Origin of the sequence: Haliscomenobacter sp., assembly GCF_965225875.1 — a bacterium.
GTDB lineage: Bacteria > Bacteroidota > Bacteroidia > Chitinophagales > Saprospiraceae > Haliscomenobacter.
Genome location: NZ_CBDDBS010000003.1, coordinates 663,025 through 676,326, shown reverse-complemented (window position 1 = coordinate 676,326; position 13,302 = coordinate 663,025). Strand labels below are relative to the sequence as shown.

The following is a 13,302-nucleotide window of genomic DNA, read 5'->3' as shown; positions in this document are numbered from 1 at the left end:
CTGAGGCTCGTTCCATCCTGTTTAGTTCCGTTTGATCATAATCTTCTTCACAACTGCCGCTCCATCAATGATAGCCCGGAGCAAGTAAATGCCGTCCGCCTGGTTTGACAAGTCAATTTGTTGAAGTGGCTCTTTGTTCGGTGAGGTCCATACTTTTTGACCCGCGTAATTGAATACTTCCACTTTGCTGCATTCTTGTGCTTCTGCGGCGTCAAAGTAGATCATCCCTGTACTTGGATTGGGGTAAACTTTCAAAGCTGCTTGGGATACAGGGCTGGCTTGCAGAGAAACACCTTGTAAATTTTGGCTACCAGAGGCAGGCCCGATGTACAGGGCATCCAAGGCCATATCGCTGGTGTTTGAAGCCGTTACCCCCCGGAAACGGATGCGAGTAGTACCGTTGTTGTAGGGTTGAAGGTCAATGGTGGCTTTGTGCCATTGATTGCCCTGATTACCCGAAAGAGTCCAAACTGTAGTCCAGGATACGCCGTTGTTTGTACTGATTTCCACGTTCAATTCCCCCATTTGTGCTCCGTACATGTGGTAATAAAACTCCAATATCGGGTTGTTCACTCCACTCAAATTCAAACACTTTTGGGTTTGTAAAACCGCAGTTCGATTTGGGCTGGATGAGTTGATGTAGGCATAAAAAGAGCTATGCTGCGCTACATCGGGTCCGGTATTCGCATTAGGGGTTGCACCACTGCGGCGCACCCAGTTGGTTTGATAACCCAGGACTCGTTCAAAGATGATAAAATTGGATTCAAAACTGCCACTCCAGGGAAAACTGCTGTACAAGGTTCCACATCCGCTAGCTGGTTCCGTAATCGTGACCGAACGAACGACCTGGCAATCCTTGGAATCGATGACCGTAACTGTGTAGGTGCCTGCTGCGAGGCCATTGACATTTGCCGTTGTTGCATTGGTGGACCACACGTAATAATATGGGGCCACCCCTCCGCTCACACTCGTGGAGATGGATCCGGTAGATTGCCCAGGTATGGCAATATTTGTAGGCGTAAGATTGAGTTGTAGTGTGGGTGGATCTTGTACGGCAACAACAGCACTTGCCACACAACCCGAGAGGTCAGTTACGGTTAGTGCGTAGGTACCTGCACTCAAGCCCGTCAGAATGGCACTAGTATCTCCAGTAGACCAGAGGTAATCCAGCGCCCCATTTGCCCCAGTAACCAGAGCCGTGATTTGGCCATTGCTACCTCCATTGCAAGCCGGAGACAACACAGTGTTTGTAAGGCTGAGACTGCAATTTTGTCCATCATTGTAAAAATGAATGTCATCAACTGCAAAATCCCCCTCATTCCCACTAGCCAAAAAACAGCCGATGCGGAATTGCACATTTGGCACATTGGTATAAGGACTCAAATCACAGATGGCCTGCTGCCAGGCATTGCCTGTCCCCTGATTGGAGTAAAACAAGAGATCTTGTGGTAAAAAACTCCAAGTAATCCCTCCATCGGTGCTGGCCTGCACCGCGTACTCCAGGATGTTGTTGCCAAAGGCATGATAGCGTATCGACATCTTGGGGGCCGTATAGCCTCGCAGGTCAAAACAAGGGCTGCGCAACAAGCCGTAGCGCTCCCACAAATTGCTGTCGACAGAGGATTCCACGTATAGGTAATAATTGCCCGAATAGGCCGCATCCGGGCCAGTATTTGGCGTAGGTGTAGAACCAGTCCCGCGAATGAAATTTGCCTGTATATCTGGATAGATCCACGTATTCGACCAATTTTCCAGGCCTGTTTCAAAATCAAAGTGTTGGGGTAAGGTCGTAATTTGATTGGTACAATCGTTGGGATGAGGGCAGCCGTTGCTGAGGTAAGCCCGATCATTGAGCGCAGTGTAAGCCATGCGGCTTAGCTGTTGGGGTGTAAAGCGGTCTTTACACTGCACATGGGCATAAGACATGATGTTGGTGGGGTCGGGCTGGTAAAGATCCCCATTGGCATCCCGAAAATTACCGACGTAACTACAACCATACATCATTCCTCCACTGGCCAGGTTGGGGTCGGCGGGGGTATCACAAATTTCATCCCCGGCAGTGCTACAGTTGCTTCCATTGACCAGTTCATCACTCACACTGGTTTTGCCATGAGTGTGGTACAAGCCGAGGTAATGGCCCATTTCGTGGAGAAAAACCACCGGGCCGTCAGTACAGCCTTTTGCCAGGATGATGCGGTCGGCGCTGGGTGGCAAACTGCTGTACCCACAAACTGGATTGCCATTAATCGTTACGGCTTGAAACAAATACACATTGATGACATTGGGTACGTCCTGAGCGCTGAGCTGTGGTTCCTCACTTGAATCAAAGCCAAATAGTGTGTTGTTGGCGAAATTGGTTTTTGCCCCACATTCATAAAACTGAATGCCATATGGGCCAAACAAGGCATTGAGGTCGGTCAGGCAGGGGGTAATGTAGTCATAGGTGATTCTTGGGCTCGCATTGGTTCCACTGGTGGCGATACATTCCTGAAACTGAATGGGAATCCAGTGAATCGAAGAAGTCGAACGCAATGGGTTGAATTGTTGCCGTTGTAGGCGAGTGCGGTCAAAATGGGCAATTTGTTCTGCGGTTGGGTTGAATCCACAGGACTCTTGCGCAAAAAGATTGAGATATGCTGCTGTTGTAAGGAAACAACAGAGCAGGGTTTTCCAGTAATGGGACATATGATAAAAGGTTTGTTAGCAGTTTTGTGCTGTAAAATTGGGCTGCTTTGACAAACCTTCTGCTGCGTATAGATAAGTGGTGGCCTTGGATGAATAAGTGTAATAGGAAAGGAAATAGCCGTTAACGCAACTGCTCCAACTGCCGGAGTACTGCTTCCCTTTTGCGATGGGATAAGGGTACAGATTGGTTGTTTTCCAGAATCAAACTTTCGGTATTCCGTTCAAAACGCAGCACTTTTTCCTGATTGACCAAGTAGGAGTTATGGGTGCGGATAAAACCCAATGGCTCCAGGATTTGGGCAAACTCTTTGAGGTTTTTGGATACGGTAATGCAGCGACCGTCCTCCAAAAAAAAACGGGTGTAAGTGCCTGCAGCTTCGCAGAAATTGATCTCGCCAGAGCGCAGGTAATAAATACGTTCAGCGTCTTTTAGTGCGATACGCCGGGATTGGTCTTGGTTTTGCTGTCCAATCCTAGACAAGAGAAAATCAATCTGGGAGCTGAGTTGTTGGTTCTTCAGGTTTTGTACTGCTTTTTGAACACTTTGCACCAACAGTTCAGGTTCTATCGGTTTGAGCAAATAATCGATGGCACTGTAGCGGAAGGCATCAATCGCGTACTGATTGTGGGCCGTGATAAAAATGACCTGAAAATTGCGCACCTCGATTTGACGCAACAAGTCAAAACCAGTTCCTTCATTGAGTTCCACATCCAGAAACAATAAATCAATTGGGTATTGCTTAATCATCCCTTTGGCCTCTTCAATTGAACTTGCCGAAAAGATGGTTTTGACTTCTGGGCAAAACGCCTCCAACATCAGGTGCAACATTTCCCGGAGTGCGGGTTCATTGTCAACGATTAGTACTTTCATCCGGCTTTGAGAATCAAGGGTAAAAAAATCTGGGCAATGACTCCCCCTTCTGGTTTGTTTGCAAGGGTAAAATGGGCATTACAGCGGTGTCTTTGGCGGAGAATAGAGAGGGTATCCTGGATGATTTGACTGGCGCGGGATAGGTGATTTTTTTTCTGCTCCAATTGTTGATCCAAGCCTTGCCCATTGTCCTCTACCTCTAGAATCAACTGCTGATCAGGGGTAGCGATAAACCGGATTTGTAGTACATTCTGCCGATCTTTTTGCCGAAATCCATGTTCAATGGCATTTTCAGCAATAGGCTGGATCAGCATTGGCGGCAACATCATGTGTTCGGAATCCAGTCCTTCCGCGACTGAAATGGAGTACTCAAAAGTGGCAGGAAAACGTAAACGTTGCAATTCCAGGTATTTTTCCAAAAAAGCTTTTTCCTGGGCCAGGCTTACATATTCCATGTAGGTGCTCTCCAGAATTTGGCGCATGATTGAGGCAAATTTGGAAAGGTAAAGAGCAATACTCCTCCCGTCGTTGGTGCGCATGGCCAAGACCTGTAAGGCTACTAGCGCATTGAAGAAAAAGTGAGGATTCATCCTGGCCCGATTGAGCCTTTGCTCTTTTTCCAGCGTCACCTGTTTGGCCTGCATGGTGCGTTGGCGGAGTAAAAACGCCAGAGACAAAATCACCAACAAAGCTGCTGCAATGGCCAATAAAAGCAGTTGGTTGTGCAAGAGGGCGATTTTTCTGGACTGAGTTAATTCCTGAATGCTCTTTTCTTTTTTTATGCCTTGGTACCGTTGCTCCAGTTCATTAATGGTATTGAATTGTGCGAGTTTGGATAGGCTATCTTTGAGGGCACTCATCTTTTCGTAAGCCAATAAAGCCTGTTTGTGGTGCCCCAGGGTCCTTTGGATTTCATAAACCTGTTTCAAAGCATTGATTTGCATTTGGGGATTGAACAATAGGGCTTCCATCTGAGCAGAATCGGCATACAATGCGGCATGCTGCGTTTGGCGCAGTTGCTGCAAGGCCTGACTTTTTAGTCGCAATGCCTGGTAACGGTACAAATGGTGCAAATCCTTTGGCAACAGTTGTAGTGCGCTATCTGCCAATCGCAAGGATGAGTGAAAATGCTGGTTGTACAAGGCCTGGGTTGCCAATGCGAGGTAGGCATCGATTTGAGTGTGGACGTTACCCAGTTTTTGCCCCAATCTCAGACCTGCTTTAGCCGTCAAATAAGCAGAATCAAGGTACTTTTTGTTGTGCTTTTGTTCAAAAAGGCTGTTATAAGTAGCTCCCTGGCGAGACAACACTATGCCCAGTTCATCCTGATTGTTGATCTTTCTGGCCAAAGTTTCTGCCTGCTTTTGGTAAATCAGGCTCTTTTCATACTGCTCGGTTTGGGAAAAAACGACTGAAAGGCTGGTCAGCGCTCGTTGTTGGGCAAAAACAAATTTGGCAGATTCTCCATGGCGAAGCGCTTGCAGGAAATAGTCAGCAGATTTTTGGTACTGGTTTTGGGTAAGGAAGTAATTGCCATAAGTGTTGTAGTACCTGGCGTAAGCCTTATGTGAGCATTGCACGGAGTCTAGAAGCCGTTTCTCCTCCCGCTTCAGGCTTGGTACCCGCTGCGTTTCATTTTTGTTGAAATAATACTGGGCCATAGAGTTGCAATAAGAAATGCGACAGGCTGCAGTACCCACGCGGCGAATTTTTTCAAATTCCAATACCGCAGAATCCACTTTCCCGGCATTGAAAAGCTGGATGATCCTGGGTCGCAATCGAACTTCTTCAGCACACTCGCACTGATCTTGCGCCTGCACAAGCAACGATAAAAAAATGCATAATAAAAAACACAAAAAAGATGGGAAGTTCATGGGAATCGGTTTCTCGGTAGATTGATGAGCAAAGATACCCGAGTGTATTGAGTTTGAGCACTCACGCAGGCTTCGGTTGAGTGTTCGATGATCCTCGTTTAGTTATCGCTGGATTCCATTAACTTTAAGGCCTGCTCAATGTTGCGGTGTAGGTGAACTGCAACCTACCCTGTGCTGTCAACTGATTCTGTTTATCCTAAAAATTTCCAACATGAAAAAATGGCTTTTCTTGCTGTGGTTTTTGCCACTAGTTCTTTTTGCCCAAAAGAAAAAAACTCCCCCCACTAATCCGCCGCCCCCTGCTCCCGAAATCTACTTCCCAAGTGCCCAAAACTGGGAAAAACGGAACCCGGAAGCCCTGGGCTTAAACCCCGCAAAAATCAAAGCAGCCATTCAATTCGCCCAGGAACAAGAATCCACTGCGCCCCGCGATTTGGAACTGGCGCATTACCAAAGTTTTGGCCGCGAACCTTTTGGGGAAGCAGCCGGACCACTTAAAGAAAGAGGACCTGCTACGGGTTTAATCATTTACAAAGGTTACATCGTAGCTGAATGGGGAGACCCCAATCGGGTAGACATGACCTTCAGCGTCACCAAAAGTATGGTATCCAGCACCGTAGGCCTCGCCGTAGACCGGGGTATGATCAAAAGTGTACACGACACCGTTTATCCCTATATGGCTCCCATTTGGGTGATGGAACCCGGCAAACGTTTTGACCGCGCCGAAGCTTTTGGTCAACCCCAACTCCTGGATTTGTTCAGCACCCCGCACAATCGCAAAATTACCTGGGATCAGCTTTTGCGGCAAACCAGCTCCTGGCAAGGCACCCTCTGGGGCAAGCCGGATTGGGCCGACCGCCCTGCGCCGGATTCCAAAACCTGGCTTAATCCGGAAAGAGCTGCACCTGGCACCGCATATGAATACAACGATTCCCGCGTCAACGTTTTGGCCCTGGCTACTCTCAATATCTGGCGACGCCCTTTGCCCCAAGTGCTCAAAGAATACATCATGGATCCCATCGGCGCATCCAATACCTGGCGATGGTACGGTTACGACAACTCCTGGGTGCTGATGGACGGCCAAATGGTACAATCAGTCAGTGGTGGCGGTCATTGGGGCGGCGGTATGTTCATTAATGCGTATGATATGGCGCGTTTTGGCTACCTGAGTTTGCACAAAGGCAAGTGGAAAGGCCAACAATTGCTTTCAGAGGAATGGTTCAAAATGGCGACCACTCCAACCCCGGTTAAAACCGATTATGGCTTCATGAACTACTTTTTAAATACCGATCAAAAGGCTTTGCCTAGTGCACCAGCCAATATTTTTTGGCATTTGGGGAATGGAAACAACGTAATTTTTGTGCTACCTGATCAGGATTTTGTGGTGGTTGCCAGGTGGTTAAAGGGCGATGGAATGGATGGTTTGGTGAAGAGAATACTTGAGGCGAAGCAGTAATTCCGTTTTTTTTTAATGAAAATCAATTTCTTAGCAAAAAAGGTGTATCTTTGTTTCGGCAAATTGCCATATCACCATTTTAGTTTTTTCCAATGCATACTGGAACAGTAAAGTTTTTCAATGAATCTAAAGGTTTTGGATTCATCGTTGATGATGCCTCAAAGGAGGAATTTTTCGTACACGTTACGGGTTTGGTTGACAAAGTCCGTGAAGGTGACAATGTCACTTTCAAAGTCGAAAATGGCAGAAAAGGAATGAATGCAGTAGAGGTTAAACTTGCCTAATCGCAAGTTTCGATCTTTGATTGATAAGAATCCTTACCCCCGGCAATCCTCCAATTTTTGCCGGGGGTTTTTATTTTTAATGGACTAGCAATACGTCTCCTTTACCTGAAAATTTCTGGCCGTCCAATCCCAAGATTTCAATACGCCACACAAAAACTCCTGTATTCATCAATCTACCTTTGTGCATTCCGTTCCAGCCGTGGCCTTCTCTCCGTGGGTCAAAATTTTCGAGGCTGTACATCAATTCTCCCCAACGATCATAAACCTGGAAAATCAGCACATTGTCAATGTCCGGCCCCACTTCCACATCAAAGGTATCATTGAGTCCGTCTCCATTGGGTGAAAATGCATTCGGTACAAAAAAACCTGCTTTAGGATCAACCGTCACAATGGTTTTAGCCACTGCTGCGCAACCATTGGTGTCTACAATATTGGCCATAAACTCGGTTGTACTAAAAAGTTGAATGGAAAAATTCCGGCAGGTGTCACAAGGCAGCGTGGTGGTGGTGGAATTTGTACTCCAGCGGAAATTCTGTACTGTATTGAGGCTCAAATTGGTCACCGATTGCAATTGTACGGTTTGCCCTCTCTTGATGGATTGTTCTGGAGTCACCTGTAAATCGGCAGCTACCCCCGGGTTGATGATCACCGATTGGTTCCAGGTACAACCACGGATGTCTTGCACCGCCAAGGTATACAAACCATCTTTCAGGTTATTGAAAGAGGAATTGGTGCCAAAAATTCCTTGTTTGCCCAAGCGGTAAAGGAACGGTCCTTCACCACCCCGAACAGCCACAATTTCCAGTGCGCCATTGTTCAAGCCGGCACAGGTAACGTGTTTGACATTTAAGCTCAAACTATCGGGTGAATTGCCAAAAACCCTTACAACTACGGTATCCGTGCTGCGGCATCCATTCAATAAATTTTCGACTTCCAGGATGTAGGTGCCTTTTTCGTCTACTGTTGGCTGGGCTTCTTTGCGGTTAAAAAAGGCATTTTCGATCTGGTACCAGCGGAAACTGGCGTTGTTTTGATTGCTTTTTCCAATCTCAACGCTTTGGTTGTTACAATCCAGTTCCTGGTCAGGGCCAGCATCAGCAAGTGGTGCCAAGGTATCTTTGACGATTTGTACGGAGTCCAATGCGGAGCAACCATTCCCTTCATTTTGCACCCGCAAGCGGTAAATGCCAATTTGCCCCAAAGTCAATTTAGGGTTAGTGGTCAGATTGACACTTTGACCCGCATTTGAGCGTTGCCATGCATAAGTCCAGGTTTCCCCTGGTCGAGCCTGGGTTATGCTCAAGGTAACCGAATCGCGAATACAAGTCAAAGGTTCCGCTCCGTAAATATCCGCTACCGGGGCCAGGGTATCCGGAATGGCCGTATAACTGGCATCACCGATGCACCCCGTGCGGGTATCGATCAGTTGAAGTAAATATTTTCCACCTCGATTGATCACCAATCGATTGTCCTGGGCATCCAGGATATCCTGACCAAAGGCGTCCTGCCATTGGTATTGATAACGATTGCCCACCAAGCTTGAATTCCCGACTAAACTCATGGTATCCTGGCGACAGGATAAACCCCCAACAGGAGTAATACTAAGTGCAGGCCGATACGCCAAATCTTGTAACTGCATGGAATCCAGCTTACTAACACAACCATATTTTGGGTCAGTTACCACCAATGTGTACCAGCCTGCCTGGGCTACTTTGGGGTTGCGTTGGTTGCGGCTGGTAAGGGAAATGCCAGGCCCAGTCCAACTGTATCGACCCTCGCTGGTATTCATACCCCCCAGATAGATATCCCGCCAAATGCAATTGAGCACCGTATCAGGTCCGGCATTGGCAATGGGTAAAGCGATTCTTTGGATCGAAATGGAATCTGATTTTCGGCAGCCATTGATGTTCCCTACTTCAAGGTAATAGGTTCCTGCGGTGTCGATAATCCGGGTAGTGCCCTGAAAACCGTCACGCCAACGATATTGCTCAAAACCTGGGGTTACGGAAATAGTCGTTTCAGTACCTGCACAAAAAAAGGGTTTTCCAGAGAAACTAAATTGAGGTACTGGTGCTTGAGCCAACAGGAAGGTATCCTGATTAAAACAGCCATTATCTCCCTGCACCCTCACCTGAATGGTTCCTGGGGCGCGAACACTAAACGCTGAAGTTGTATCGGATTTGTTCCATTGGTAGGCTTTAAAGGTAGTGGTAGTGCGCAAACTCACCGTATCGCCAGGGCAAATGGTGCGAGGGCCAACTATTTCAACAGGTGGCGCCAACTTGGGAAATACCGATATCAAAGCATTCCCCACACAATTTAGGTGATCCACTACAGTAACTCCATACAGACCTGGTTCTCTGATGATAATGCTATTGTCGGTTTCTCCGTTAGTCCAGGAGTAAGTTGTAAAACCGGTCTCTACCTCCAAAATCAAAGTGTCTTTTTCACACAAAAAGCGGTCTCCTTCAATAATGGGAAATGGCAGTCTACTTTGTACCACCTGCACTGTAGCGCTACCTGGGCATCCGTTTGCACCCATTACCTGCACAGAATAAGGGCCTGGTGCTCCCACCAAAATGGAACGCGACGTATCGTTGTTGGAGTTGGTCCATAAATAATCTGGATAGCCTGGGCTTGCCGTAAGAATAGTAGTTTCGTTTCGGCAAATGATCAAATCTCCAGTGATACTGATGGGCGGTGAAGGTTTGCCTACGATGCTTTTTTGCGCCGAGGCCCGGCAGCCATTTAAATCGGTGGTGATCAAATTGAAGTTACCACCTGCCCGGATTTGGATGGCACCAGTTGTTTCACCAGTTGACCAAAGATAGGTTCTAAAGCTGCCATTGAGCGCGAAAAGCAAAGTCGATTGCCCTTCACAAATTTCTCTGGGACCTGAAATATCTGGCGTATCGACACTAACTGCTTTTACCGGATAAAAAGTGGAAGTAGAACAGCCATTGCTGTCAACCACCATTATGTCATAAGTGCCGCCTACACCTACACTTATTGCTTGTGAAGTTGCTCCGGTTGACCAAACGTAGCGGTTAAAGCCAGGTCCGGGGTCTAACACCACAGTAGAGCCTTGACAAAGGACTTTCTCCATGCCCATGCCCCTGGGCAGTTTGGGTTTGACTAAGGGCAAATCGATGGAATCCCGGTTGATACAGCCATTGGCTGAGGTAACTGTCAGGATGTACAAGTCTGGATTGCCCACTGAGATGCTGGAAGTATTGCGCCCGTTGGACCAATTGTATAGGCTATAGCCCGGAGTTGCATCAAGGTTAGCCCGGGTACCGTCGCAAATGACCTTGTCCCCAGTAATTTGCGGCTTGGGATTGCTTAAAGATTGAACAGTAAAAGAGGTATCTCCAACACAATTATTAAAGTCTGTCACGGTTAAGGTGTAAAGTCCCCCTCTGGTGATGTTGATATCGCTAAGGGTATCTCCGGTGGACCAACGATAAATTTGATATCCGCGAGCTGTGCTCAATTCTGCAGTATCACCTTCACACAATTGGGTGATACCTTGTATTGAGGGAATAGGGTTCGTAACAAGCAACACATTGACCGAATCTTTTCCTGTGCACCCATTCTGATCTGTAACCCGCACCGTAAGTGGACCAGGTTGGTTAATTTGTACGCTGGCAGTGCTTCGGCCTATAGACCAGGCATAAATGGTATAATTGGCCGAAAGGCGGACGGTGCTGGTTTCTCCAGGGCAAAGCACCAGATCACCTTCAATATCCGGTGTTGGGCTCGAATTGACCTGTAAAGGCAAAGAATCAATCCCCATACATCCATTCGCAGCAGTTACAGTCACGCTATAATTAGATGGAGTATTGACCGAAATACTTGGGGTTGTTGCACCAGTGGACCAAAGATAATTTTGGTAATTTCCGGGAGTAAGTACAGCACGATCCCCACTACAAATGGTAGTTGGGCCTGAAATAACCGGACGTGGATATGGAATGGTATCTATAGTCGCAGCGGCAACCCCCTCGCATCCAAAGGCGTCGGTAACAGACACCCGGTAAGTAGCTGGCGTTTTTATGGTAATGGTTCTACTTGTGTCGCTAGTTGACCACAAATACGCCCGAAAGCCAGGATCAGCAATCAAGGTTGCGCTTTCATTGCCACAGAAAGTCTTGTCCCCACCCACCTGGATGGCCGGATTGGACCTTTCAATTACGCTCAGGCTACTCGATGCAGTACATCCAAATTCATTGGTTACGGTCAATCCAACCACTCCACTGTTGCTTATTACGATATCCTGAGTCGTTTCATTAGTCGACCAACGATAGCTAAACTGGCCATTAGGTGCTACCAAAATGGTATTCTTGCCTTGGCAGAAAAACGCAGGGCCACCGATGCTGGCTGGGGGGTTGTTTTTAACTTCTACCAATTTTGAGCCTTGAATGGTACATCCTTCCCCATCCGTCACTGTAACCGAATAGGTTCCTGCGGCATTGACCAAAATAGAGTTTCCTGTTGCACTAGTTGACCAGCGATAGGTAGCAAAAGTATCTACTACCATAATTCGTGTACTCTCACCAACACATAGGATTGAATCACCCGTAATCAATGGGCTCGGTGCCTTTTTTTCCAAAATCCGAATGTCATCTGTGCCTTTACAGCCATCACTGGAGGTTACTGTTACGCTATAGGTTCCTGCACCTACCGATGGCAATGAAGCACCACGGCTATCATCTTGCCATAGATAAGCAGCAAATCCGGTGGGAGCTTGAACCGTGGTAAATGAGCCAGGGCACAAAACTGTATCTGCCGTTAATTTGACTTGTGGCGCTGGGGTAACAATAATAACCACCGAATCGGAATGGACACAGTTCCCCTCCTCAACGGTAAATTCGTAGACCAATCGCCCTGAAAAATTGAGAGGAATGTCAACTGTGGCATTGGTACGACCGTTTGGCTTGATAAAGGCAGCTCCAGCTCCTTTAGCTCGCCAAATATAGGTTTCTCCGTTATTTGTAAATGACGCAGAACCTGTCAAATTGAGGCTAGTTCCTGCACAAACGGTAGTATCACTACTTGTGGTGAGTTCAACCAAATCGCAATTTGGGTTGGCGATACAGTTTAGGAAGGGTGCAGCAGGGCCATCCCAGTCAAAGACAAAATCCTGGACTTTGGTGGAATCAAAAACAGGTAGGCAAACCCCCACAAAAAAATCGACCAATAAAAAATAGCCCTGTCCTGGCTGTACGATCATCGGTTTTAAAAAGCCATCGCCAACCAAACCTTCTGTCGTGTCCTGGGCAGAAGGGCGCATACCAGTTTCCAAGGAATCAATTGCACTGGTTGGCGGTTGGAAAAATGAGCAGCGGATGGGTTTTCCAAGACTATCGCAATGCAATTGTCCGGGATAAATGGCAAAGTCAAAGTCCTGGATACAATTGGCTTCAATTTTATCAACAATTTTGAACCAAACCAGGCTATTAGGAGGCATATCCTTTCGGAATTCAAAATAAAACCAACTACTGATGTTCTCGCCCCTTTGCAAACAGCCTTGGCTGTTTTTGAGGTTGGCAAAATCATCAATACCCCGTCCCAATGGCAAAAATGAAAAGGTGCTATCGCTACAAATCACTTTTGCGGTTCGACAATCGGTATTGGGCTTTTGCGCCTGAACATAAAACGAAAATAAGATGGGTAAGACCCAAATCGAGTTTTTGAGATAACGAATTCCCATGATTGTTTTTTTAGTTGCCCCTCAACTCCAAAGACAACGGTCTATGAAGTGCCAGTGTTCCAATAAACGACACCCGGGATAGGTGCAATTTACCAATCATATGTTCACAGGAATGCTAAGGCTGGAATGCAGACCTGAATGGATAGAATAGATGTCATTTTTTTTAAAGTAACGCAAAAAACGGCCAGACAGGTACGTGAGGGGACCGTACGCAAACAAAAATAAAGTATATTTTTTAAACGAGAAGGGATTTTTAAAAAACTTGTCGTGTAGGGAGCAACAGAAAAGGGCTCGCATCTGCGAACCCCCTTATTTTGCTGGGGAGCGGTTTTGAAATAAAGTAATAAAATTGATTCGACTATTTTTTGATTTGGCTAGGCGCGAGGAAGGCGCATAGTGCACTACGCAACTGAGAAGCAACG

Annotated in this window: 6 protein-coding genes; 2 read left to right on the top strand and 4 right to left on the bottom strand. The window is 46.9% G+C overall.

What is annotated here, in order from left to right; genetic code table 11:
- Window positions 1-21: 21 nt before the first annotated feature.
- The 3 genes from ACO08K_RS23165 to ACO08K_RS23155 all read right to left on the bottom strand — a co-directional run bounded on the left by ACO08K_RS23165 (window position 22) and on the right by ACO08K_RS23155 (window position 5,334).
- A complete protein-coding gene (locus ACO08K_RS23165) occupies window positions 22-2,685 on the bottom strand; it encodes a T9SS type A sorting domain-containing protein (RefSeq protein ID WP_421798857.1) in 2,664 nt (887 codons plus the stop codon).
- 121 nt (window positions 2,686-2,806) lie between these two features.
- On the bottom strand, window positions 2,807-3,556 hold the full coding sequence (locus ACO08K_RS23160) for a LytR/AlgR family response regulator transcription factor (RefSeq protein WP_421798856.1): 750 nt from the start codon (window positions 3,554-3,556) through the stop codon (window positions 2,807-2,809).
- Entirely contained in the window at window positions 3,553-5,334 is a 1,782-nt protein-coding gene (locus tag ACO08K_RS23155; protein WP_421798855.1) for a histidine kinase, read from the bottom strand. The genes ACO08K_RS23160 and ACO08K_RS23155 overlap by 4 nt, the downstream gene beginning before the upstream one ends.
- Before the next feature lie 307 nt (window positions 5,335-5,641).
- Between ACO08K_RS23155 and ACO08K_RS23150 the strand changes: the two genes are divergently transcribed.
- Entirely contained in the window at window positions 5,642-6,886 is a 1,245-nt protein-coding gene (locus tag ACO08K_RS23150; protein WP_421798854.1) for a serine hydrolase domain-containing protein, read from the top strand.
- A gap of 92 nt (window positions 6,887-6,978) precedes the next feature.
- Complete coding sequence (locus ACO08K_RS23145; RefSeq protein ID WP_421798853.1) at window positions 6,979-7,170, top strand: cold-shock protein; 192 nt, start codon at window positions 6,979-6,981, stop codon at window positions 7,168-7,170.
- A 76-nt stretch (window positions 7,171-7,246) separates the two neighbouring features.
- On the opposite strand, the gene ACO08K_RS23140 is transcribed toward ACO08K_RS23145, so the two are convergent.
- Window positions 7,247-12,880: a gliding motility-associated C-terminal domain-containing protein gene (locus ACO08K_RS23140; RefSeq protein ID WP_421798852.1), complete on the bottom strand. Its 5,634-nt coding sequence runs from the start codon at window positions 12,878-12,880 to the stop codon at window positions 7,247-7,249.
- Between the last annotated feature and the right edge of the window lie 422 nt (window positions 12,881-13,302).

Coding starts and splice junctions, on each gene's coding strand:
- ACO08K_RS23165 (WP_421798857.1), bottom strand. CDS start 2,685: ATGTCCCATTACTGGAAAACCCTGCTCTGTTGTTTCCTTACAACAGCA.
- ACO08K_RS23160 (WP_421798856.1), bottom strand. CDS start 3,556: ATGAAAGTACTAATCGTTGACAATGAACCCGCACTCCGGGAAATGTTG.
- ACO08K_RS23150 (WP_421798854.1), top strand. CDS start 5,642: ATGAAAAAATGGCTTTTCTTGCTGTGGTTTTTGCCACTAGTTCTTTTT.
- ACO08K_RS23145 (WP_421798853.1), top strand. CDS start 6,979: ATGCATACTGGAACAGTAAAGTTTTTCAATGAATCTAAAGGTTTTGGA.
- ACO08K_RS23140 (WP_421798852.1), bottom strand. CDS start 12,880: ATGGGAATTCGTTATCTCAAAAACTCGATTTGGGTCTTACCCATCTTA.